We start from the raw sequence: 22,970 nt of genomic DNA, 5'->3' as shown, positions 1-22,970 counted from the left end.
CTGGAAGCGGCTGGTCTTGACCTGGAGCGCGCTCCAGGATGTTCGCTGATCGCCATGACGGATCTCGGGAACGTGAAGCTGGGTTTCGGAACGTGGGCGATGGGTGGACCGTTCCAGGGCCCTGATGGCGCGCAGGTCGGCTGGGGCCCGACCGACGACGCGGAGTCGGTGAAGTCGCTGCAGAGGGCCTTCGAGCTGGGCGTTCAGCTGTTCGACACGGCTGACGTCTACGGCGTCGGGCACGCGGAGACGCTGGTCGGGCAAGCGTTTGCGTCGGTGCGTGAGGACGTGCTGATCGCGACGAAGTGGGGATGCGGGTTCGACGTGGCTTCCCGGCGGATGACCGGGAACGAGGGGTCGGTTTCCTATCTGCGCCGCGCCGTCGAGGGGTCGTTGCGGCGGCTGGGCACCGACTACGTCGACCTGTACCAGCTGCACGTCGGCGACCTGCCGCTGGAGGAGGCCGCGCCGCTGCGGGACGAGTGCGAGGCGCTGGTCGCCGCGGGCAAGATCCGCTCGTACGGCTGGAGCACGGACGACGTGGAGCGGGCGCGGTTCTTCGCGGCCGGCGAGCACGGGGTCGCGGCGCAGGCCGACATCAACGTGCTGTTCGACAACCCCGAGATGTACGCGGGGGACTACGCGGTGCTGTGCCGCCGTCCGCTCGCGATGGGGTTGCTCGCGCGGGAGACGTTCGACGTGCTGCCCGCCGACGACGTGCGCGTCACGAACCCGTCGTGGCTGCGGTTCTTCGTCGACGGGAAGCCCTCACCGGAGTACTTCCAGGCGCGTGAGGCCGTGCGCGACGTGCTGACGTCGGGCGGACGGACCCTGGTGCAGGGCGCGCTGGCGTGGTTCTGGGCGCGTTCTCCCCGGCTGATCCCGATTCCGGGCGTGCGGACGGTGGCCCAGGTCGAGGAGAACGCGGGTGCGCTGGCGTTCGGGCCGCTCACGGCCTCGGAGCTCGCGCAGGTGGAGTCGGTGCTCCGCCCCTAGCCCTCAGTCCTCGTCGTCGAAGTTCGCGGGGTCGGCCGGGTCCCACGAGAGGCCCGGCTGCCCCCACTCGTTGTCGCGCAGCATCCGCTTCGACTCCTTCTTGTACCGGCCGACGAGACGGTCGATGTAGAGGTAGCCGTTGAGGTGGTCGGTCTCGTGCTGCAGGCACCGCGCGAAGAAGCCGGTGCCCTCGACCTCGAACGGCTGCCCGTCGACGTCCTGGCCGGTCACCTTCGCCCATTGGGCGCGTCCGGTCGGGTACGCCTCACCGGGAACGCTCAGGCAGCCCTCGAAGTCGTCGTCCGGATCCGGCATGGTCTCCGGGATCTCGGAGGTCTCCAGCACGGGGTTGCAGATCACGCCGCGGTGCTGGACGCCGTCGTCGTCCGGGCAGTCGTACACGAAAACCCGCAGGTCGACACCGATCTGGTTGGCCGCGAGCCCGACCCCGCGAGCCGCAGCCATCGTCTCGAACATGTCGTCGACGAGGGTCTTCAGCTCGGTGTCGAACTCGGTGACCTCGCGCGTCGGGTTGTGGAGCACGGGGTCGCCAACGATGCAGATGCGGTGCACGGCCATGGGCAAACTTTAAGCCGTCCAAAACTGTCGGTGTCGCGCGGTAGGTTGGAACGATCACGTGATTGAATTGCCCGCACCTGAGATGGTGTGGCGACCGTGGGGAGCCAGATGGATCACGCCGAGACGCTAGCTACCGCTGATGGCCTGACCAGCCGCGAACGCACGATGCTCGCGTTCGAGCGTCAGTGGTGGAAGTACTCGGGATCCAAGGAACAGGCCATCAGGGAACTGTTCGACATGTCGGCCACTCGCTACTACCAGCTGCTCAACGACCTCGTTGAGAAGGAAGCCGCTCTGGCTGCCGATCCGATGCTGGTCAAGCGGTTGCGCGGCGTGCGGACAGGCCGACAGAGGGTTCGCGCACGCGCCAGGAGCACCGAGGACTGATGACCTCCCCCGAGTCCGCTAGCCCGTCCCGTCCGGCCAAGGCAGCCGGCTTCGCGCTGCTGGGTGTTGCTGCCGTGGCGTTGATCATTGGTGTCGTCAGTTTGTTCGGGGGTGGGGAGGAGTCTCCGCCTGCTGCTCAGTCGTCTTCTGAGACGCCGCCTGTGCAGACGACGTCGGAGTCGCCTGGGCCTACCACTGCGTCTTCTGCGCCTGCTGTGACTACTACTGCGGCTCCGCCTACTACTACTTCTGCGGCTGCGCCGCCGGTTACTCAGCAGCCTGGGGCTGTGAAGGTGCCGGTTCGGGTTTACAACAACTCGAACATCACCGGGTTGGCCAACAAAGCCTCTGACGAGGTTCGGGCCAACGGGTGGGAGGTTGCTGAGAAGGGCAACTACTCGCAGGGGATCATCCCTACCACCACGGTTTATTACCGGCCTGGTACGGATGAAGAGGCTTCTGCGAAGGAGCTGGCTGCGGTGTTGCGAGCTCGGGTTGAGCCTCGGTTCGCCGGGATCGAGTCTGCTGCTGCTGGGATCATTTTGATCGTCACCAATGACTATCAGGGTGTTTCCAAGAGCAAGTGATAGCCGCGGCCCTGGAACTCCGCTCTGGTGGATGAACGGCGCTTTTGTCGACCTCAGGTGCACAAATGCGCCGTTCATCGCCGGCGGCCGAAGCGTGGGGTCAGCGGTTGGTTGCGTAGGCGGCTAGAGACGCCAGTTGTGTTGGGTCCAGGGATGGGCGCACTACCTGCCTGGCCTTCGTCAGGTGTGCGTGGGTCACCTCGGCTGCTTCCAGGGACTCCCGCATTGCCGTCAGTGCTGCTTCTCGTACGAGGGCTGCGCAGTCTGCTGCTGAGTACATGTCCAGCTCTGTTGCCAGCGTGGGCAGGTCCACGTCGGTTGCCAGCGGGGTGTTGCGGGAGGCGGCCTTGAGGATTTCTGTGCGTGCTTCCGCGTCTGGTGGTGGGACGTAGACGAGGCGTTCCAGGCGGCCTGGGCGGAGTAGTGCGGGGTCGATCAGTTCTGGGCGGTTGGTTGCGGCGATCACCACCACGTCTCGGAGTGGTTCTACGCCGTCCAGTTCGGTCAGCAGGGCTGCTACCACCCGGTCTGCTACGCCTGCGTCTGAGGACTGGCCTCGCCTCGGGGCCAGGGCGTCCACCTCGTCGAGGAAGACGAGAGCCGGGGCCGCGTCTGCTGCTCGGCGGAAGAGTTCTCGGACTGCTCGTTCTGACTCGCCTACGAACTTGTCCATCAGTTCGGCGCCCTTGACCGTCAGGACGTTCAGCTGGCCGGAGCCTGCGAGGGCTCGGACGAGGAAGGTCTTGCCGCAGCCGGGAGGGCCGTAGAGGAGGACGCCTCGTGGCGGGTCTACGCCCAGGCGGGCGAAGGAGTCCGGGTAGCGGAGGGGCCAGAGGGCTGCCTCCGTCAGGGACTGTTTGACCTCCTTCATGTCGCCCACGTCGTCGAGGGTCAGGCCGCCGGTTTGGACTGTGTCGGAGGCTGACATCGAGAGCGGGCGGACTGTGCCCAGGGCCGCCAGCAGGTCTTCTTGGCCCACGCGGGGTTCTGGGGCCTCGCGTTGGCGCAGGGCTGCTCGGACTGCTGCCTCGCGCCTCAGTGCGCAGATGTCGGCTGCTACGAAGCCAGGGGTGCGTGCGGCCACCTCGCCCAGGTCCACATCGGACTCCAGCGGGACGTCCCTGAGGAGTACGCGCAGCAGTTCGGTGCGGCCCGTGGTGTCTGGGAGGGGGAGAGTTAGTTCGCGGTCGACCAGGTCCGGGGCCCGGAGGCGGGCGTCCACCGATTCTGCCCTGGCCGAGGTGACCACCAGGGCCAGGTTGGGGCGGGACACGGCTGTGCGGAGGATGTCCAGCACGACGGTGGCCACTGGTGGTGGTGCTGTTGGCAGGAGTGCGTCGATGTCGGTCAGCAGGAGGACCGTGGGCTGCTCGGGGACGCCGGAGATCGCGTCGCCCAACTGCTTGGCCATGGCGCCTGGTTCCAGGACGGCGATGCTGGGTGCGGCCAGTTCCACGATCTCTGCGCCCACGGACTGGGCCACTGCCCTGACCAGGGTTGCTTTGCCCACGCCTTCCGGGCCGCTGACCATGGCGGCCAGGCGGGCCGAGGCGCCCAGGCGGGTCAGGAGTTCTGGTTGGCGGAACATCAGTTCCAGCCATTCGGTGAGGCGCCTGGCCTGGTCTTTTTGGCCGACGAGGTCGGTTACCGGGAGGGCCTCGTGCTTTTCGTGAACTACCACCGGGGTCACTTCTGCGGCGGGGGCCGAGGCTGAGCGCCAGCCCACGACGCTGGAAGGTTGGACTGCCACCGGGCCCGCCGGGTCGGTGGAGGTGATGGTGATCAGTTCGTTGGTCCACGTCATGCCGATGGCGTTGGAGAGCTTGCGGCGCGTCTCCGAGACGTTGGCGCCGGGCGGCGGCGCGAGGTCCTGGGGGAGCAGCGAGACGCTGTCGCCCACGGTGAGGACCTTGCCGGTCAACGCCATTCGAACGTGATCGGGGGTCAGGGCCGTGGTGGCCAGGCGGGAGCCCGCCACGGTGATCGAGCGGGCGCCGGCCACCTGCACGGGCGCCACGACGATCTCGGAGCCCTCGACCACGCCCAGGTTGGTGAGCGTCACGTCGTCCACCAGGACCACGCCGGGAGGTTGTTCGCCGGCGGCGGCCAGTGCGGCGCTCACGCGGGCGCCGGTCAGCTTCACGGCGTCCCAGGCGCGCAGGCCCAAGGCGTCGAGCACCTCGGGGTGGAGGCGGACAACGCCGCGCCGGGTGTCCAGTGCGGACGGGGACAGGCGAGCCGTCAGCGTGATCACCCCGACGACTCTAGTTGCCTCGAAGAGCTGCGGGCCGGACACGGTGAACGTGTCCGGCCCGCAGTCCGCTCAGAGAACAATCAGCGCTTCGGTTGCCGCCGAAGGCCGAGCTGCCGCCAGGAACGACGACGCCCGCCCGCCGGCACCGCGCCTTCCGCGGCCGCTGCGGTGGACGCGTCACGCCGGGGACGACGCACCGCGCGCATCGCCGCACCGGCCACGCGGCCGTGCAGCGGCTGGCGCAGGCCGAGACGGCGGGCTGCCACGCCGTGCGCGCGCTTGATCGCGCGGCGCTCCACGCCTGTGACGGTCCAGGCCTCAGGGTGCTTGGACAGCCACATGTACCTGCGCACCGAGTACGGCAGGTGGGCCAGGTACACGACCATCGCGACGATCAGTGCCACCAGCGGGTACGTGATGATCGCGGCACCGAGCAGGGCGATCAGGACCAGCAGAGGTGCCACCGCGCGCGGCGGGACCTTCACGGTCTTCACGGACAGCGTCGGGATGCGGGAGACCAGCAGCATCGCGACGATCACCGTCCACACGCCCACGACGATCGGGTCGTTCCACCAGCCGGCGGTGCGCACCTGCTCCTCGATGATCAAGGGGAGCAGCAGCAGAAGGCCGCCTGCCGGAGCGGGGACGCCTACGAAGAACTCCTTCGCGAACGGCGGTTGTTCCTTCTCCAGCAACGTGTTGAAGCGGGCCAGGCGGACCACCATGCAGACCGCGAAGATCAGCGCGATGACCCAGCCCGCGCGGTTGCCCTCGAACTTCCAGAGGTAGATGGCGAGGGCGGGCGCGACGCCGAACGAGATGGCGTCGGCCAGCGAGTCCAGTTCCGCGCCCATCTTCGACGTCGCGTCCAGCAGGCGGGCGATGCGACCGTCGAGGCCGTCGAACACGGCGGCCGCCGCGATCGAGGCGATGGCCGCGCCCCACATGCCGACGTTCGCGAAGTGCACGGCGGACAGGCCCGCGCACATGGCGAGGACCGTGATCGCGTTCGGCAGCAGACGAACGCCCGGCCCGCTCGGAGCCATCAGGCTTCCGGAAGCTCGGCGAGGACGGTCTCCCCACCGATCGTGCGCTGGCCGGCCTCGACCAGGACGCGGCTGCCACGCGGCACGTAGAGGTCCACGCGCGAGCCGAAGCGGATCAGGCCGTAGGTCTGGCCCGCGGCGACCTTCTCGCCCTCGGAGACCTCACACACGATGCGGCGCGCGACCAGGCCGGCGATCTGCACGACGACGAGGTCGTGACCGGCAAGAGTCCGCAGCCACACGGTGTTGCGCTCGTTCTCCTCGGAGGCCTTGTCGAGGTCGGCCGAGAGGAACTTGCCGGGGTGGTACGAGACCTGGACGATCTCGCCGTCCGCCGGCACGCGCTGCACGTGCACGTCGAAGACCGAGAGGAACACGCTGATGCGCGTCATCGGCTGCGAGCCGAGGCCGAGCTCGGCGGGTGGGACGGCGTCGACCACGTGGGAGACGGTGCCGTCGGCCGGGGCCGTCGCGATGTTCGGGCGGGTCGGCGTCACGCGCTTCGGCTCGCGGAAGAACCACGCCACCCACGCCGTGACCAGGGCGAGGACGACGCCCAGGCGCTTGAAGCGCAGCCGGACGAGGAGGGTCGCGATCGCCGCGGCGGCGACGAACGGGCGGCCGGCCGGGTGCATCGGCGGCACCATGCCGCGCGCGAGTTCGAGGAAGTGAGAGACGGGCTTCTCGCTGCTCATCGTGTCTGTGGGTTCCGTAGCTTCGGTGGTTGTCGGGCGGCATCACGCTACGCCAACACGCCAAATCGCCCGCCGGGCCTGCCGGAAAGACCCGGAGGAGAAAAGTGGCCGGTCCGCCCGTGCATCCCCCGACGAATGCACGGGCCAACCGGCACCTGCGTTCAGTGTAATCCCCGTCACATGGGGTGAACAACGCCGGTGGGTGAGCGTTCCGTCACAGTCCGTCCACTCCGACGGCCTGCAACCGGAGTCGCACCTCCGGAACCCGGTTAGCGTCACGGACGGCGGGCGCCACGAGATCATCCGGGTAGAGCGCAGCTCCGTCGGGCAGGCGCAGCACGAAAATCCCACCCCAGTTCAGGTGCAGCGTCGCGCGGTTAGCCGTGACGAGCTGGTCGGCTACCGCGTACGCGAGCAGTTCCGTCACGGTGTCGACGGCCGCCTCGTGCACCTGCTCCGCGGTCAGCGAGGCGTCCACCGGCGCACCGGTGAGCTTGTGCAGCTCGCCGCGTTCCAACGCCGCCAGCACGTCCGAGAGAGTCTCGCCGACCTTGCTCACCCTGCCCGCGTGCCGCAGCGCGTCGGCGTAGCGCCGCACGTGGGCCGGTCCGCTGAGCTCGACGAGCTCCTCCCACGTCGCGCGCGGCCCTCGCACGCCGAGCAGGTGCGACACGGCCTCCGGTGGGACGCCCGAGAGCAACGTCCAGCCCGGCCGCTCGTCGATCGGGACGTCCCCGCTGCTCAGCAGGGCCATGGTGGCCACCCGCTCGCGGATCGGCGGGTGGCTGTCGAACACGGACTTCGGCTCGCGTTCGGCGATCACGCCCTCCAGCACCCGCAGCTCGTGCACGCGCCGCGGGTGGCCGAGGTACGAGCGGAACCCTTCGAGCAACGGCGGTGTGCGACCGGCCGTCAAAGCCAACGACACGTACGACGTGAGGTAGTCGTTCCACGCCTCGCCCACGGGTCCGCTGCGCAGCAACGCCCTGCGCGCCGCGTCCCGTCCGGCCGCGGCGACGGCCACCTCGTCGGCGAACCGCTCGTGATCACGGCTCTCCGAGGCGGCGACCAGCGCGTAGAGATGAGCCCACGCGCTGAGCAGCCCGAACGTGTGCCCCTCGCGCAGCGACAGTTCCAGCGCGAGCTTCGCCCGGTACGTCATGGCCGACAGCTGCGTGTGGCCGCCGCCGTAGTGACCGAACTCGTGCGCCAGCACCGACCGCAGCTCGCCCACGCTCAGCCCGGCCACCAGCGGCAGTCCGAGCTCCAGGTACCGCACGCCGCGCCGCTCCCACACGCTCGCGTTCGCGCCGTCGACGAGCCGGATGTCGTCGGGGCTGCGCGTGCCCGCGAGCCGCGCCAGCTCGTCGACGTGCCGCCAGAGCTCCGGATGGGCGTCGCGGGTCATCGCGAACCCGCTCGGCTCCGGTCGTGCGAACAACGCCCGCAGCGTCGCCCAGAGCGCCGGTCCGCCCAGCACCAGCGCGATGACGACGGCCCACGTGCCGCCCTCCACGTCGCCGTTCGAGAACCTCCAGACCGCGATCGCCGTCAGACCGCCGGCGAGCGCCACCGCGAGCACGAAGAAGCCCGCGAGCATCACCAGCGCCAGTACGGCCCTCATCCCCCAGCCCGCCCTTCTACTGCAGGTGTCTGACGACGACCTCGGCTCCCGCCGCCACCTCCGTGACGTCCTCCGGCACCTCGATCAGGCAGTTCGACAGCGCCAGCGCCGACAGCAGGTGCGATCCCGGCCCGCCGACCGGCGTCACGACCTGGCCCGACGACGGGTCGTACAGGCCGCGGCGGAACTGCGTCTTACCCGCAGGAGACGTGAGCGGGCTCGTCACGGTTGCGCGCGCAGTCGGCCGTTCGACCTGCGTGTGGCCCATCGACGCGAGCAGCGCCGGCCGCACGAACACCTCGAACGACACCTGCGCGCTCACCGGGTTGCCCGGCAGCGTCAGCACCGGCACGCCCTCGTACCGCCCGGAGCCCTGCGGCCCGCCCGGCTGCATCGCGACCTTGGTGAACTTCACGTCGTGGCCGGCGAGGGCGTCCTTGACCACCTCGTACGCGCCCGCGCTCACCCCGCCGGACGTCACGATCACGTCCACCGAACCCAGGTAGGGCGTCAGGGCGCGGTGGAACTCCTCCACGTCGTCCGGCACGAACTTCAGCTGCACCGCCGTGCCTCCCGCGTCGCGCACGGCCGCGGCGAGCATCGTGCCGTTCGACTCGTAGATCTGGCCCGGCTGCAACGGCCGGCCGGGCTCGACCAGCTCGGAACCCGTCGACAGGACCAGCACGCGCGGGCGGCGGCGCACCGGCAGTTCGGGGAGCCCGAGCGCGGAGGCGAGACCGACGGTGGACGGGCGCAGGACCGTGCCCGCGGTCAGCACCGGGTCGCCCTTCTGCACGTCGTCGCCCGCGGTCCGGATGTTCGCGCCTGGCCGGACCTTTCCGTTGATCGTCACGGTCTCCGTGCCGCCGTCGGTCAGCTCGACCTGGATCACCGCGTCCGCGCCGGGCGGCACCGGGGCGCCGGTCATGATCCGCTGCACGGTTCCCGGCTCCAGCGGTGAGATCTCCGTGCGGCCCGCGGGGATGTCGTCGGCCACCGGGAGCTTGACCGGGCCTTCCCCTGCCAGCTCAGCGGCACGCACGGCGTACCCGTCCATCGCGGAGTTGTCGAACGGCGGCAGGGACAGCGGTGCGACGACGTCGGCCGCGAGCACGAGCCCGAGGCACTCGTCGAGCGGCAGCTGCAGCACGGGCATCAGCCCGACGAGCTCCGCGACGCGCTTGCGGTGTTCGGCGACAGTGGTGGGGGACACGACTGCATACTGCCAACGTCGTGGCGGTCGTGACGATCGCTGGGCCGAGTTCTTCCCCGGAGGTGTTGTTCGTGCAGGTCCGGACCAGGCACACACCGAACTTCGGCGTGGCGAGACTCGTGCTCGCGCCCGGCGAGATGGTGCTGGCCGACCCGCTGACCATCGCGGCCACGAGCTACGGGCTCGCGGTCGAGGTGAAGGGCACGGGCGTCAAAGCCGTCGCGCTGTGCACGGCCGGTGCGGAGGGCGGCTGGATCGACGCGGCGCCCGTGCTGCCGGGTGATCTGCACCTCGTCGAGCTCGACGGCACGCACGGGTGGCTGCTGTACCGGCTGTCCTGGGTGGCGTCGAGCAGCACGGTGGCGATGAACCCGGAGGCGCCGCCGTTGCAGGCGCTGCTGGGCGGCGGAGAGGGCTTCCTGAACTACGCCCAGGGCCAGGGCGCGGTGGTGCTCGCCTGTTGCGGCGCGCTCGACCTGGTGACGCTGGAGGCGGGGGAGGCGGTGACCATCAGCAGCGATCACGTGGTGGCGTTCGCGGACACCGTGCAATGCCGTCTTCGCCCATCCGTGCCAGATGGCGTGCAATCCATTCACACCGGTGAGGGCCTGGTGTTCGACTTCGCCGGTCCCGGTGCCGTGCTGACCCAGACTCGGGGTCCTCGCCGGCTCACCACCTGGTTGCGCGCCAACGGAGTCAGCTGGAGTTCATGACTCCGTAAGGAGGTATCCGAGTGACTCCTCTTCTTTTAGCGTTGCGTTCTGCTCTTTGCGTGGTCTGAAGGAGGACGCCTTGGCTCTCGGTACCGTCAAGTGGTTCAACTCCGAAAAGGGATACGGCTTCATCGCAACCGACGGCGGGCCCGACGTGTTCGTGCACTACTCGGCTATCCAGATGGAAGGCTTCCGGACGCTGTCTGAGGGCGACCGGGTGGAGTTCGAGGTGCAGGCCGGACGGGACGGACGCAGCCAGGCATCGGACGTGCGCCGCGCCGGCTAGGCCACTTCTGATCACAGCTTGGACCAACCCGGAGCACGGCGATCTGGGCGCGCGTTAGGCTGCCTCGCGTGTCTGAGGACCTGAGCGGACGGCGGATCGCGCACTACCGGATCGACGGCGTGCTCGGCCGCGGTGGCATGAGCGTGACGTACAAGGCCACGGACGTGAGGCTTGGCCGGAAGGTCGCGCTCAAGGTCATCGGCGAGCACCTCGCGCCCGACGCGGAGTTCCGCGAGCGGTTCGTCGACGAGGCGCGCAACACCTCCGCCATCGACCACGCGAACATCGTGCCGCTGTACGACTTCGACGAGGTCGACGGCCTGCTGTACATCGCCATGCGGCTGGTGGACGGCCAGGACCTCTCCGGTCACATCAAGGAGGGGCCGCTCACCCCTGCGCGCACGTTGACGCTGCTCGCGCAGGTGGCCGAGGCCCTCGACATGCTGCACGGCAAGGGGCTCGTGCACCTCGACGTGAAGCCGGCCAACGTCCTGGTGACGACCAAGGAAGGCTCGCGCGAGCACGTCTACGTCGCCGACTTCGGCCTGACCCGCCGCGGCGCCACCGGCCACCGCACCCGAACGGGTGATTTCCTCGGCTCGCCGACCTATGCGGCGCCGGAACACCTGCGCGGCGAGCCCGTCGACGGCCGCACCGACCAGTACGCGCTGGCCTGCATGTTGTTCGCGTGCCTGTCCGGCCGCCCGCCGTTCCAGGGCGGTGTGCAGGAGGTCATCCAGGGCCACCTCGGCCAGACCGTTCCCGCGCTCTCGCAGCTCGTGGCGCTGCCGCCGGCCATCGACGACGTGATCCGCAAGGGCACCTCGAAGGACCCGTCGCAGCGGTACGCGAACTGCGCCGAGCTGGTCAACGCGGCCCGCGTCGCTCTCGCCGGGGTCGCGCAGGGCTCGGCTCCCGCTCAACTCGGAACCCCGTCCGGCTCGATCCCCGTGCAGTCGCCGATGTCCGGCCCGATGGCCGCGCAGCAGGCGCCGTACCAGGGCGGCTACCAGCAGCAGCCGCTGTCCGACCCGGTCCGGCTGCGCCCGCCGAACCAGGTGGGCGTGAGCGCGTTCACGTCGTCGAAGAAGGAGCGCCCGGCGTGGTTCGCGCCGGTCATCGCGGCCGCCGCGGCGATCGTGGTGATCATCATCGTGGTGCTCATCCTGACGCCGCGCGACGAGCCCGCACGTCAGCCCAAGACGAACTCCTCACCGACGCTGAACCTCGAGGACGGGTCCGCCTCGAAGAAGCCGCTGCCCACCTCTGTGCCGGTGCGCACCTCACGCTGACGTTCGCCCGGGGTTCGCTTGCACTCGACGTGCCCGAGTGCTAAACACGAACTAGCACTCGGCTGAGTCGAGTGCCAAAGCAGTGAGGCTGGGAAGGTGAGGCCCCTCCGGGGGTCGTCCGTCGCGGGCACCGGTCCTGGCCACTGCACCGTGTTCCGCTGTGGGCTTTGCCGGCCCGCAGTGGCCCAGAATCCACAAAGGCGGAGGAACACACCGCAATGGCCAAGATGATTGCGTTCGACGAGGACGCCCGCCGCGGTCTCGAGCGGGGTATGAACACCCTCGCTGACGCCGTCAAGGTGACGCTCGGCCCCAAGGGCCGCAACGTCGTGCTCGAGAAGAAGTGGGGTGCGCCGACGATCACCAACGACGGCGTCTCCATCGCGAAGGAGATCGAGCTCGAGGACCCGTGGGAGAAGATCGGGGCCGAGCTCGTCAAGGAAGTCGCGAAGAAGACCGACGACGTTGCCGGTGACGGCACCACCACCGCGACCGTCCTCGCCCAGGCTCTGGTGCGCGAAGGTCTGCGCAACGTGGCCGCCGGCGCCAACCCGCTGGGCCTCAAGCGCGGCATCGAGCAGGCCGTCGAGGCCGTCGCCGAGCAGCTCCTGAAGGCCGCCAAGGAGATCGAGACGAAGGAGCAGATCGCTGCTACCGCGTCCATCTCCGCCGCTGACCCCACCATCGGCGAACTCATCGCCGAGGCGATGGACAAGGTCGGCAAGGAAGGCGTCATCACCGTCGAGGAGAGCAACACCCTCGGTCTCGAGCTCGAGCTCACCGAAGGCATGCGCTTCGACAAGGGCTACATCTCCGGTTACTTCGTGACCGACCCCGAGCGTCAGGAAGCGGTCCTCGAGGACCCGTACATCCTGCTGTTCGGCTCCAAGATCTCCACGGTCAAGGACCTGCTCCCGCTGCTCGAGAAGGTCATGCAGTCCGGCAAGCCGCTGCTGATCATCTCCGAGGACGTCGAGGGCGAGGCCCTGGCCACGCTGGTCGTCAACAAGATCCGCGGCACCTTCAAGTCCGTCGCCGTCAAGGCCCCGGGCTTCGGTGACCGCCGCAAGGCCATCCTCCAGGACATCGCCACCCTCACCGGTGGCCAGGTCATCACCGAGGACGTCGGCCTGAAGCTGGAGAACGCCGACATCTCGCTGCTGGGCAAGGCCCGCAAGGTCGTCGTCACCAAGGACGAGACGACCATCGTCGAGGGCTCGGGCGACGCCGACCAGATCCAGGGTCGCGTCAACCAGATCCGCGCCGAGATCGAGAAGTCGGACTCCGACTACGACCGCGAGAAGCTCCAGGAGCGCCTCGCCAAGCTCGCCGGCGGCGTCGCCGTCATCAAGGCGGGCGCGGCCACCGAGGTCGAGCTCAAGGAGCGCAAGCACCGCATCGAGGACGCGGTCCGCAACGCCAAGGCCGCCGTCGAGGAGGGCATCGTCGCCGGTGGTGGCGTCGCGCTGCTCCAGGCCGCCGAGGCCGCTTTCGCGGGCCTGCGCCTGACCGGCGACGAGGCCACTGGTGCCAACATCGTCAAGGTCGCGGTCGAGGCCCCGCTGAAGCAGATCGCCATCAACGCCGGCCTCGAGGGCGGCGTCGTGGTCGAGCGCGTCAAGTCCCTGCCGGCTGGTGAGGGCCTGGACGCCGCGACCGGCGAGTACAAGGACCTGGTCGCCGCGGGCATCATCGACCCCGCCAAGGTGACCCGTTCCGCGCTGCAGAACGCTGCTTCGATCGCCGCGCTGTTCCTGACGACTGAGGCTGTTGTCGCGGACAAGCCGGAGAAGAACGCTGCTCCGGCTGCGCCGGACGCTGGTGGCATGGACTTCTGAGGTCCGGCTGCTTGAACTGATTGGCCCGGTTCCACCTGTTGGTGGGGCCGGGCCTTTTGGTTGCTGTTCCAGCGTGGTTGCGTTTGTTTTATGACGAGCTTTGGTTGCGTCATCGCCGCTTCGCGACGATTGCGATTGGGGCTTGACTTCGGGGCCCTTGCGAGGCGCTCATCGGCCTTAAAAAGCCGGGCAATAAGAGCCCGGCCGATCCAACCAGCGTAGCACCTCGCACCCAAAGTCAAGCCCCAATCGCAATCGTGCGTGGTCGCGTTTGTTGGTCGGCTCGCCTCATTACCGCTTGCCTGCGTTGGGATTGCCCGATTCGGCTCGGCTTCGCCCTCGCCGCTTGCCTGCGGCTTCGCGGATAACGTTGCTCGGCTGGTTGGTTCACCCTATCGTGTTCCACTTTTCCCGTTATCTTGCCGTGATCTTGCGGTAGATTAGAACACGTGATCGAAACCCGACTCCTCTCCACCGACGAGCTGCTTCGCAGTGTCGTCAGCAAGGTGACGGAGATTCGGGTGCGCGAGAACGAGCTGATGCAGGAAATCGCCGAGTTGGATCGGCGCGGAGCCGCCAGCGAGCTCGGCTACAAGGATTTGGCTCAGGTGTTGCGGCACGCGGTCCGCTGGGATCTCACCACCGCCAAGAAATGGGTCACCAACGCCGGGCTGCTCAGCGGGGCGATCACACCGACCGGCAGCGAACTCCAGCCCGAACTCCCGGCCACTGCCGTGGCAGTGGCGGAGGGCGCGTTGTCGATCGAGCACGTCGCGGTGGTCGCCAAGGCCATGGAAACGCTGCCCGCGGAAGCCGAAGCGCCCTTGGTCGACTACGCCCGCGACCACGAGCCCAACGAAGTGCGCAAGTTCGCCGAGGACCTGCTCTACCGGCTCTACCAGAACGACCCCGAGCCCCGCGATCCCGAGCCCGCACCGCCCGGCAACGAGCACTGGATGCGCTGGAAGAACGGGCGACTCGAGATCCGCGCCAAGCTCGACAAGGTCACCGGCGCGAAGTACGAGGCGCTGCTCGACCCCTTGGCCAAGCCCCGCCCGAACACCGCCGACGAGGGCCCGGACCTGCGCAGCCGCGAGGAACGCGAAGGCGATGCCCTGGCCGAGCTGATCGACCTGATGCTGCGCGCCGACCAGTTGCCCGAGCACGGCGGCGAACCGGTCACCCTGACGCTGACCATGTCCTACGAGGACCTCGCCAACAGGGTCGGCCACGCCACCCTGGACAACGGCGATCGTGTCCCGGCCGAGCAGGTGCGTCAGTTCGCCTGCAACGCGGGGATCATCCCGATGGTCCTGGGCGGGGCAGGCCAGCCGCTGGACGTCGGCCGCAAGACCCGTACCTTCCCGGCCGCGATCCGCCGAACCCTGGTGACCAGGGATCGGGGCTGTGCCTTCCCCGGTTGCGGCAGACCACCCAGACAGTGCGACGCCCACCACATCCGCCACTGGGCCGACGGCGGCGACACCTCCGTCGACAACGCCGTGCTGCTCTGCCGCCACCACCACACCCTGATCCACCAGAGCAAGTGGGAAGTCAGGATGGTGACCGGGATGCCGACGTTCTACGCACCGGCCTGGCTCGACCCGCAACGAAGGCCGAGACGCAACCTGATCAACACCGCCTGACCACGGCAAGGCGGTGTTGACGGAGGCCGCCTGACTGCGGGAGGGCGGGTGTTGATGAAGGCCGCCTGGCTACGGGATGCGGTGTTGATGTAAGGCCGTCTGGCCACAGGGAAGCGGCGTTGATGGGGGCCGCGTGGCTGAGGGCGGCAGGCTGATGAATGCCGCTCTGGTTCACGGCCAGGTGCCTCGTGCGCGCCGACGCCCAGGCTGGACAACGCGCCCGCGAGCCGCCAACGCCGCCTGACCACGACGAGACACCGTCACCACCGCCGACTGACCGACGGCTGCGTGGGCGGCGGCCGTTTCTTCCTCCCGCGCGCTACCTGCACCGCGCCTACTCCTGCCGCGTGGGTGCAATTCCGCGAAGGTAAACGGCAATGGCGTGGCCGAGCCGGATCTCCCACCGCAACGCTGGCAATGGCGAAGCCGAGCACCCCCACCAACCGCGATGGCGAAGCCGAGCCGTACAGGGCTATGCGAACGCAGGCAACCGGTAATGACGGAAGCCGAACAACAAACGCGACTACGCACGCTTGCGATTGGGGCTTGACTTTGGGAGCGAGGTGCTAGCCTTTTCGGATCGGGCGGGTGCGGAGCATCCGACCTTTTCCGCCCGACACAGCGCCTCGCAAGGGCCCCGAAGTCAAGCCCCAATCGCAATCGTCGCGAAGCGGCGATGAAATGACGCGGCTCGTCATACGACCTAGGCGACCACCAACGCAAGGCGACACGACCGCAGAAGGTAACCCCTCCGCTGGAACCTGCGCGCTCCAACGCAAGCCGACCCGCACAACACCCGCCGTCAATCCCCAGAAACCCCAGATCCGCCGTTCAAACCGCCTTCAAACCGCCGCTCAATCCGCCAAAACCCTCAAAGCATGATCGTAGGTGTGACCACAGTCCGCCCAGGCTCCCCACGAGAATTCACCAAATGCACCAAAATCTGCGTGGTCCCAGCCGGCACATCGGGCAGCACGAACCGCCCGCCATCATCAGCCCGAGTACAAGAAGACTTGTGATCGGCCACCCGCACCTCAACCGTGTGCTCCCCGGCAGGCACCAACCACCCGTCGATCCGATGCCGAGACCCGGTGGAGGTGAAGTTCACCATCAGGGTCAGGTTGTCGACGGTGAACGTGATGGTGCCGGTCTGCCCTCCGCGGACCCCGGCGAACGAGCCGGCTCGCTCCCAGCGCGCGACCTCGACGTCCAGGGATTCCAGGGCGATCGCGAACTTCACCCTGTCCACCAGGTCTGCGGGTGGCGGGTCCAGTTCGTCGACCAGACGATTCAGCTCGGAGAGGACTGCGGTGTCCTCAAGGCCCCTGCGGTCGTCGCGCGGGTCGATCTCGTTCACCGCGATCCTCCTTCCGTCTCCAGGTAGTTGCGCAGCAGTGTCAGGCACCGTCCCCTGGTCGGACCGATGCTGCCGTGGGGCATGGCGAGCGCCTCGGCTACTGCTCGGTACTCCGCGCGCCCCGCGAGCACGGTGAGTCGGAGCAGTTCCTGGCACCTCGTGGTCAGGCGGCCGAACGCGAGCCACAGGCGGCGGTCGCGGTCGTCCATCAGCGTCACGTCCTCGGGCAGACCGGTGTCGGACTCGAGTTGTTCGGCGAATTCGTCGGACAGGTGGGTCTCACGCTTGTTGGGTGTCCACGTTCGGCGTGCTTCACGCCTCGTCGTGACGACCAGGTAGCCGACCAGGGCTTTTGGCTCGTTGATGTTCTTGATGTTCTTCAAGAACGCGAGCCACACGGTTTGCACGACGTCTTCGACGGCAGCCCTGTCCAGGCCCTGGCCGCGGGCTACGTGCCACAACAGCGGGGTCAGTTCGTCCACCAGGACGTTGATCGCGTCGCGGTTGCCCTCGCGTGCGGCCGCCACGCACACAGCGTGCCTTTCGGTGCCTTCAAGCCCGTCCCACGGCGGACGGTCATCCGCCGTGTGCAGCTCGTCCATGCAGCACCTCCGATCGGCCGCCCTGTCAGCGCCGTCCGCCAACTCATGAAGGGCTAACTGGGCGGTAGATACAAAATTCACTCGATTGGAGCAGTATTGCCGCCTCAGTGCCCTCATCTTCTCCCGGACGTGCCAGCGGCCCGTGATTCCCCCTCAAGATCACGGGCCGCCAGTGTTGGGAGCCGCGCCGGCCGGCACCCCTCGAACCGGCTGACGCGTGCTCCACGCCTGAACAATGCGCTCACTGGAACAGAGCGGAACTCAGGCGAGCAGATACAGGTTCTGACGCACGAACTGCTCGCGTGGCTCCCGATTCGCGGAAGCACACAGCGGGGCTGGGCCGCCTGATCGCCGTTATGGTCTAGACCATGTCGATTCTCGAAGTCATCGCACTGAACGCCAAGGACGCCGAGGCCGCGCAGGCCGGTGGCGCCGACCGGCTGGAGCTGGTCGCCGACATGGCCTCCGACGGTCTCACCCCGTCTGTCGCCACCTTCAAGGAAACCCGATCGGCGACCGATCTGCCGATTCGCGTGATGCTTCGGGACGCCAACGGGTTCGCGCCCGCCAACCTCAAGCAGCTGCGGCGGCAGGCGTGGGAGCTTCGTGAGGCCGGCGCCACGGAGTTCGTCCTCGGCTTCCTCGACGCCGAGGGGGAGATCGACGAGGGCGTCACGCTCAACCTGGTAGCCGAACTCGAAGGGTGCGCCTGGACGTTCCACCGCGCGCTCGACAACTCCGCCGACGTCTTCCGCTCGTGGGCGACGGTCCAGGGCCTCGGCTGCGACACGGTTCTCGCCGCGGGCAGCCCCAAGGGTGTCGAGGACGGCATCGAGAACCTGAAGAAACTCGTCACCCAGGCTCCGCCCGCGCTGCTCGTCGGTGGCGGCCTCCAGCAACGGCACGTCGCGGAACTGCTGGCCGCGGGCGTGACGGGCTTCCACGTCGGCAGCGCGGTGCGGCCCGGTGGATGGGACGAACCGGTCTCGAGTGCGTCAGTTCGCGAATGGGTCAACCGTCTGGTCTAGACCCTTGCCTGAGACCGTTCTACAGTCACGTTGCTTCCTGTGAAATGGTCGTTGCAACATGTGCAATCGGAGGGCGCGATGAGGCTGAAGACACTCGTGACCGTGCTGGGCGTGGGTGCGGTGGTCGCCTGCGCACCGGTGCAGTCCGGACCGACCAGCTCAGGCACTGACGAGAAGACCGGGCAGCTGCGCGTGTGGCTGTTCGACGAGGTCAACCGCGGTCCCAAGGAAGCCGTGGTCAAGGAGGCGATCTCCGAGTTCCAGGGCAAGCACAGCGGAGTCACCGTGGATGTCCAGTACATCCAGGTGTCCAGCCGGGCGGAACGCTTCAAGGCCGCGTTCAGCGACCCGAAGAGCGCGCCGGACGTCGCCGAGTTCGGCAACACCGACCTCGCGGGCTACGTCTCCGCGGGCGGCTTCTCCGAGCTGGATCTGTCGAGTTGGAGCGAGTCCAAGGACCTGGTCCCGACGATCCTCGACACGGCCAAGGTCGACGGCAAGACCTACGGCGTGCCGTGGTTCGTCGGCGTCCGCGCGCTCTACTACCGCACGGACGTCTTCACCGAGCTCGGCCTCAAGCCGCCGGCCACGCTGGACGAGATCGCGCCGCTGGCCAGGCAGATCCGGCAGCGCAAGCCGGACATGCTCGGCATCTCCGCCGGTGGCAAGTACCTCTTCGCGGCACTGCCGTTCATCTGGGCGCAGGGCGGCGACATCGCGAAGCAGGACGGCGTCAAGTTCACCGCCACCGTCGACAGCGCCGAGGCGAAGGCCGGTGTCGCGAAGTACACCGAGCTGATCAAGGACGACATCTGCCCGCCCGCCACCTGCGCGGGCAACGGCGGTGACGCGAGCGTCGAGCAGTTCCGCGCGGGCAAGGCCGCGATGACCATCGGCGGCGACTTCAACCGCAAGTCCGTCGACGCCAGCAGTGCCGCCGGCAAGTACGCCGTCGTGCCACTGCCCGGCAAGACCTCGGGCTCGATCGCACCCGCGTTCGCCGGCGGCAACCTGCTCGGCGTCATGAAGGGCACGCAGCGCAAGACGCTCGCCAACGAGTTCACGCGGCTGCTCGCCTCGAAGAAGTACCAGCAGAAGATGTACACGGCGATGGGCAACCTGCCGACGTTCAGCGACGTGCAGAAGCAGGTCAGCGACTCCGACAAGTTCCTGGAGCCGTTCACGAAGACCCTGCAGTCCGGCACGAAGTTCGTCCCCGTCACGCCGGCGTGGGCGAAGATCGAGGCGCAGGCCGTGGTGCCGACGATGCTGCAGGAGGTCGTCACCGGCGCGAAGAACGTCGACACGGCCACCGCGGACGCCGCCAAGACGATGAACGCGGCCTTCGCATCGTGAGCATGACGGCCAGAGGTCAGGGGCGGACCGCGTTCGCCTACCTGACCCCAGCGCTGCTGGTGCTGGCGGGCCTGTTGGCCTACCCGATCTACCAGCTGGTGCTCATCTCGCTCTACGACTACGGCCAGGAGCAGGTGAGCGGCGGCGCGCCGCTCACGTTCCTCGGCCTCGGGAACTACCAGAACCTGTTGGGGAACCAGCAGTTCTGGACGGTTCTCGGGCAGACCGTCGCGTTCGCGGCGGTCTGCGTGGTCGGCACGCTGCTGGTGGGCGCGTTTCTCGCGATCCTCGCCACGAGGGTCCGCACCTGGGTGCGGATGACGTTGTTCCTGGCGGCGCTCGGCGCGTGGTCCACGCCGGCCGTCGCCGGGTCGACGATCTGGCTGTTCCTGTTCGACGCGAACTTCGGGTTCGTCAACGAGGTCCTGGGCATCCAGGGCTTCTCCTGGACGTTCGACAAGTGGACGGCGTTCGGACTCGTTGCGGCCCAGGTGATCTGGTGCTCGTTCCCGTTCGTCATGGTGACGCTCTACGCGGGCATCAAGGCGATCCCGGGTGAGGTGCTGGAGGCCGCGGCACTCGACGGCGCGTCGGCGTTCCGCACGGCGTGGAGCGTCACGCTGCCGTTGCTGCGGCCGATCATCCTCGTGGTGACGATCCAGTCGATCATCTGGGACTTCAAGGTCTTCACGCAGATCTATGTGATGACCAACGGCGGCGGCATCGCCGGGCGCAACCTCGTGCTCAACGTCTACGCCTACCAGCAGGCGTTCGCGGCGTCGGAGTACGGCCTGGGCGCGGCGATCGGTGTCGTGATGACCGTGCTGCTGCTGGTGATCACGTTGTTCTACCTGCGCGCGTTGCGGCGGTCGGGGGAGGTCCTGTGAGGCGCTGGCTGACCGAGGGATTCGTCCTCGTGATCGCGGCAGTCGTGGCGTTCCCGCTGTTCTGGATGGTGCTGTCCGCGTTCAAGCCGGAGGACGAGATCATCTCGGCCGACCCGGTGCCGTGGACGACGCGGCCCACTCTGGACAGCTTCACGCGGGCGCTGACCGTCGCGAACTTCGGGCGCTACTTCCTGAACAGCGTGGTCGTCGCGCTGGTCGTGGTGGGCTTGAGCATCCTGATCTCGTTCCTGGCGGCGACCGCGCTCACCCGGTTCCGGTTCCGCAGCCGCACGACGTTGCTGATCATGCTGCTCGTGGTGCAGATGGTGCCGGTGGAGGCGTTGACCGTGCCGCTGTTCTTCCTGATGCGGTCGGTCGGTGACAGCGTTCCGGCGTTCGGGCTGAACCACCTGGGCTCGCTCGTGCTGGTGCACCTGGCGTTCAGCCTGCCGTTCGCGATCTGGATGCTGCGCGGGTTCGTCGCGGCCGTGCCGGTGGAGCTGGAGGAGGCCGCGACCCTGGACGGCGCGTCGCGGTTCCGGTTCCTCTGGCAGGTGCTGTTCCCGCTGGTCGCGCCGGGCCTGGTCGCGACGTCGGTGCTGTCGTTCATCCACGCCTGGAACGACTTCCTGTTCGCCAAGACGTTCATCATCTCCGCCGTGGAGAACCAGACCCTGCCGCTGGCGCTGCAGGTGTTCGTCAAACCCGACCAGAACGATTGGGGCGCGATCATGGCGGGCTCCACCCTGATGACCATCCCTGTGCTCATCTTCTTCATGCTCGTGCAGCGCCGTCTGGTGTCCGGACTCGCCGGGGCGGTGAAGGGATGAACCTCCTCCCGCGCCCCGTGTCCTATGTGGACGGCGGAAGGCTTTGTGCGTACAGCGGCTGGGAGACCGTCCTCGTGGACGGTCCACCCGGCGGCTACCGGCTGCTCTCCTCCGACGAGGGCGTGCTGATCGAGGCGCACGACGCGGCCGGTGAGATGAACGCGTTGCAGACCCTGCGGCAGCTGCTCGGCCCGCAGGCGTTCCGGGCGGCGGGCGAAAAACCGTCGGTGATCCCCGCCTGCGAGATCGTGGACCACCCGCGGTTCCCGTGGCGCGGCGTGATGCTGGACGTGGCGCGGCACTTCCTGCCCAAGCGGGAGGTGCTGCGGTACGTCGAGCTGCTGTCCGTGCACAAGCTCAACGTCCTGCACCTGCACCTGACCGACGACCAGGGCTGGCGGTTCGAGTCCAAGCGCTACCCGAAGCTCACCGAGGTCGGGTCGTGGCGCGAGGACTCGCGGTTCGGAGATCGGCGCGCCGGCGGCATGGCGGGCCGTCCGCACGGCGGTTTCTACACGCAGGACGACCTGCGGGAGATCGTGGAGTACGCACGGCAGCGGCACATCATCGTGGTCCCGGAGATCGACGTCCCGGGCCATTCACAGGCGGCGATCGCGGCGTACCCGGAGCTCGGCGTGCACGGCGGCGGCGTCTGGACCGACTGGGGCGTCAACGAACGCGTGCTCAACACGGACGAATCCACAGTGGACTTCTACCGGAACGTGTTCGACGAGCTGATGGACGTCTTCCCGTGCGAGTTCATCGGACTCGGCGGCGACGAGGCGCCCGGTCACGACGGCGAGCTGGTGCGGGCGATCGCGAAGCACGTCGTGCGCGCAGGGCGGCGGCCGTACGGGTGGGACGAGATCCTGGAGTCCGGTCCGCTGCCGGTGGGCACTGTCGTCGCGTCGTGGCGCGGTGTCGAAGGCGGCGTGACGGCGTTGCGCGAGGGCCACGACGTGGTGATGTGCCCTGAGCAGCACGTTTATCTGGACTACCGGCAGAGCGAGTCGCTCGACGAACCGATCCCGGTGGGGACGGTGACCACGCTGGAGGACGTCTACGCGTGGGATCCGGTGCCTTCTGAACTCACGGGTGACGAGCCTGGCCGGTTGCTGGGGGCGCAGGCGAACATCTGGACCGAGCACCTCGACTCGGCCCGGCGGGTGGACTACGCGGCGTTCCCGAGGCTGGCCGCGTTCGCCGAGGTCGTGTGGTCCCCGGCGGAGAAGGATCCTGGGTTCGTGCAACGGCTGGCGGAGCACCACCTCCCGAGGCTCGATGCGCTCGGGGTGGAGTACCGACCCCTCAACGGTCCCCACCCCTGGCAACGGCTACCTGGTGTTCCTGGCTTCCCACGGTGATCACGGTCCGGTTTACACGGCCGCGTCTTCCTCGGGCATGAGGATCCAGGCGGCGACGTAGAGGATCGCTCCGGTGCCGAACCCGAGCAGCGTCGCCGCCACCAGGATGATCCGCAGGATCGCGGCGTCGACACCGATCATCTTCGCGACGCCGCCGCAGACGCCGGCGATCATCTTGTCGCTCCGGCTGCGGCGGAGCTTCTTGACCTGGCTGGTGGCTTCGTTCAGCACGTTGTTCGTCATGGCTCAAGAATCGTCAAATCCGGGCCCTCGCACATCGGTGACCACCCCGAACCGGACCCTGAGTCCAGGCCCTGTTCCCAGGGTCCGTGTTCGCGATAGCCGGGGCTGAGGCGGCCCCTGGAGGCGCGGGCGGCCGCCCGAATACAA

22 protein-coding genes are annotated in these 22,970 nt (G+C 68.3%); 13 read left to right on the top strand and 9 right to left on the bottom strand.

What is annotated here, in order from left to right:
• Nucleotides 1-54: 54 nt before the first annotated feature.
• Nucleotides 55-996: an aldo/keto reductase gene (locus ACFOWZ_RS45520; protein WP_382380537.1), complete on the top strand. Its 942-nt coding sequence runs from the start codon at nucleotides 55-57 to the stop codon at nucleotides 994-996.
• 3 nt (nucleotides 997-999) lie between these two features.
• Here the strand turns inward: ACFOWZ_RS45520 and ACFOWZ_RS45515 are convergent, their stop codons facing one another.
• A complete protein-coding gene (locus ACFOWZ_RS45515; RefSeq protein ID WP_382380535.1) occupies nucleotides 1,000-1,575 on the bottom strand; it encodes a peptide deformylase in 576 nt (191 codons plus the stop codon).
• A 108-nt stretch (nucleotides 1,576-1,683) separates the two neighbouring features.
• Here ACFOWZ_RS45515 and ACFOWZ_RS45510 point away from each other — a divergent pair, with 108 nt between their 5' ends.
• The gene (locus tag ACFOWZ_RS45510; RefSeq protein WP_030470921.1) at nucleotides 1,684-1,962 is read left to right on the top strand and encodes a DUF3263 domain-containing protein; all 279 of its coding nucleotides are present in this window, start codon (nucleotides 1,684-1,686) and stop codon (nucleotides 1,960-1,962) included.
• 287 nt (nucleotides 1,963-2,249) lie between these two features.
• Nucleotides 2,250-2,549, top strand: coding sequence for a LytR C-terminal domain-containing protein (locus tag ACFOWZ_RS45505; RefSeq protein WP_382380533.1), 300 nt, complete (start codon nucleotides 2,250-2,252; stop codon nucleotides 2,547-2,549).
• A gap of 100 nt (nucleotides 2,550-2,649) precedes the next feature.
• On the opposite strand, the gene ACFOWZ_RS45500 is transcribed toward ACFOWZ_RS45505, so the two are convergent.
• The 5 genes from ACFOWZ_RS45500 to moeA form a co-directional block, all read right to left on the bottom strand.
• Entirely contained in the window at nucleotides 2,650-4,803 is a 2,154-nt protein-coding gene (locus ACFOWZ_RS45500; protein WP_382380531.1) for an AAA family ATPase, read from the bottom strand.
• Nucleotides 4,804-4,883: 80 nt separating this feature from the next.
• Nucleotides 4,884-5,849, bottom strand: a complete 966-nt coding sequence (gene pssA / locus ACFOWZ_RS45495) for a CDP-diacylglycerol--serine O-phosphatidyltransferase (protein WP_382380529.1) — start codon at nucleotides 5,847-5,849, stop codon at nucleotides 4,884-4,886.
• Nucleotides 5,849-6,544 carry a phosphatidylserine decarboxylase gene (locus ACFOWZ_RS45490; RefSeq protein WP_382380527.1) on the bottom strand — a complete coding sequence of 232 codons (696 nt, stop codon included), beginning with the start codon at nucleotides 6,542-6,544 and terminating at the stop codon, nucleotides 5,849-5,851. The genes pssA and ACFOWZ_RS45490 overlap by 1 nt, the downstream gene beginning before the upstream one ends.
• Before the next feature lie 214 nt (nucleotides 6,545-6,758).
• A complete protein-coding gene (locus tag ACFOWZ_RS45485; protein ID WP_382380525.1) occupies nucleotides 6,759-8,168 on the bottom strand; it encodes a M48 family metallopeptidase in 1,410 nt (469 codons plus the stop codon).
• A 16-nt stretch (nucleotides 8,169-8,184) separates the two neighbouring features.
• Nucleotides 8,185-9,381 carry a molybdopterin molybdotransferase MoeA gene (gene moeA, locus ACFOWZ_RS45480; protein WP_382380523.1) on the bottom strand — a complete coding sequence of 399 codons (1,197 nt, stop codon included), beginning with the start codon at nucleotides 9,379-9,381 and terminating at the stop codon, nucleotides 8,185-8,187.
• A gap of 71 nt (nucleotides 9,382-9,452) precedes the next feature.
• Between moeA and ACFOWZ_RS45475 the strand changes: the two genes are divergently transcribed.
• From ACFOWZ_RS45475 to ACFOWZ_RS45455, 5 genes are all read left to right on the top strand, one after another.
• A complete protein-coding gene (locus ACFOWZ_RS45475) occupies nucleotides 9,453-10,094 on the top strand; it encodes an AIM24 family protein (protein ID WP_030470914.1) in 642 nt (213 codons plus the stop codon).
• A gap of 79 nt (nucleotides 10,095-10,173) precedes the next feature.
• Nucleotides 10,174-10,380, top strand: a complete 207-nt coding sequence (locus ACFOWZ_RS45470; protein WP_030470913.1) for a cold-shock protein — start codon at nucleotides 10,174-10,176, stop codon at nucleotides 10,378-10,380.
• Nucleotides 10,381-10,448: 68 nt separating this feature from the next.
• On the top strand, nucleotides 10,449-11,672 hold the full coding sequence (locus tag ACFOWZ_RS45465) for a serine/threonine-protein kinase (RefSeq protein WP_030470912.1): 1,224 nt from the start codon (nucleotides 10,449-10,451) through the stop codon (nucleotides 11,670-11,672).
• A 218-nt stretch (nucleotides 11,673-11,890) separates the two neighbouring features.
• The gene (groL, locus tag ACFOWZ_RS45460; RefSeq protein ID WP_112262744.1) at nucleotides 11,891-13,510 is read left to right on the top strand and encodes a chaperonin GroEL; all 1,620 of its coding nucleotides are present in this window, start codon (nucleotides 11,891-11,893) and stop codon (nucleotides 13,508-13,510) included.
• Between the two features lie 449 nt (nucleotides 13,511-13,959).
• On the top strand, nucleotides 13,960-15,156 hold the full coding sequence (locus tag ACFOWZ_RS45455; protein WP_382380520.1) for an HNH endonuclease signature motif containing protein: 1,197 nt from the start codon (nucleotides 13,960-13,962) through the stop codon (nucleotides 15,154-15,156).
• Nucleotides 15,157-16,027: 871 nt separating this feature from the next.
• Here ACFOWZ_RS45455 and ACFOWZ_RS45450 read toward each other — a convergent pair.
• The gene (locus tag ACFOWZ_RS45450; RefSeq protein WP_030470909.1) at nucleotides 16,028-16,504 is read right to left on the bottom strand and encodes a hypothetical protein; all 477 of its coding nucleotides are present in this window, start codon (nucleotides 16,502-16,504) and stop codon (nucleotides 16,028-16,030) included.
• A 5-nt stretch (nucleotides 16,505-16,509) separates the two neighbouring features.
• Nucleotides 16,510-17,115, bottom strand: a complete 606-nt coding sequence (locus ACFOWZ_RS45445; RefSeq protein ID WP_030470908.1) for an RNA polymerase sigma factor — start codon at nucleotides 17,113-17,115, stop codon at nucleotides 16,510-16,512.
• Between the two features lie 368 nt (nucleotides 17,116-17,483).
• Here ACFOWZ_RS45445 and ACFOWZ_RS45440 point away from each other — a divergent pair, with 368 nt between their 5' ends.
• From ACFOWZ_RS45440 to ACFOWZ_RS45420, 5 genes are all read left to right on the top strand, one after another.
• Nucleotides 17,484-18,143 (top strand): copper homeostasis protein CutC, encoded by a 660-nt coding sequence (locus ACFOWZ_RS45440; RefSeq protein WP_382380518.1) that lies wholly within the window; start codon nucleotides 17,484-17,486, stop codon nucleotides 18,141-18,143.
• Between the two features lie 78 nt (nucleotides 18,144-18,221).
• Nucleotides 18,222-19,499 (top strand): extracellular solute-binding protein, encoded by a 1,278-nt coding sequence (locus ACFOWZ_RS45435; protein ID WP_382380516.1) that lies wholly within the window; start codon nucleotides 18,222-18,224, stop codon nucleotides 19,497-19,499.
• Nucleotides 19,500-19,501: 2 nt separating this feature from the next.
• Nucleotides 19,502-20,386 (top strand): carbohydrate ABC transporter permease, encoded by an 885-nt coding sequence (locus ACFOWZ_RS45430; protein WP_030470905.1) that lies wholly within the window; start codon nucleotides 19,502-19,504, stop codon nucleotides 20,384-20,386.
• On the top strand, nucleotides 20,383-21,216 hold the full coding sequence (locus ACFOWZ_RS45425) for a carbohydrate ABC transporter permease (protein ID WP_382380513.1): 834 nt from the start codon (nucleotides 20,383-20,385) through the stop codon (nucleotides 21,214-21,216). Before ACFOWZ_RS45430 ends, ACFOWZ_RS45425 begins: the two co-directional genes overlap by 4 nt.
• Nucleotides 21,213-22,580, top strand: coding sequence for a beta-N-acetylhexosaminidase (locus ACFOWZ_RS45420; protein ID WP_382380511.1), 1,368 nt, complete (start codon nucleotides 21,213-21,215; stop codon nucleotides 22,578-22,580). Before ACFOWZ_RS45425 ends, ACFOWZ_RS45420 begins: the two co-directional genes overlap by 4 nt.
• A 12-nt stretch (nucleotides 22,581-22,592) precedes the next feature.
• Here the strand turns inward: ACFOWZ_RS45420 and ACFOWZ_RS45415 are convergent, their stop codons facing one another.
• On the bottom strand, nucleotides 22,593-22,823 hold the full coding sequence (locus ACFOWZ_RS45415; protein ID WP_189255569.1) for a PspC domain-containing protein: 231 nt from the start codon (nucleotides 22,821-22,823) through the stop codon (nucleotides 22,593-22,595).
• Nucleotides 22,824-22,970: the final 147 nt, after the last annotated feature.

It is taken from the genome of Lentzea rhizosphaerae (genome assembly GCF_042649515.1).
GTDB classification, from domain to species: Bacteria; Actinomycetota; Actinomycetes; order Mycobacteriales; family Pseudonocardiaceae; genus Lentzea; species Lentzea aerocolonigenes.
This window is presented reverse-complemented; position numbering and strand designations above follow the sequence as displayed.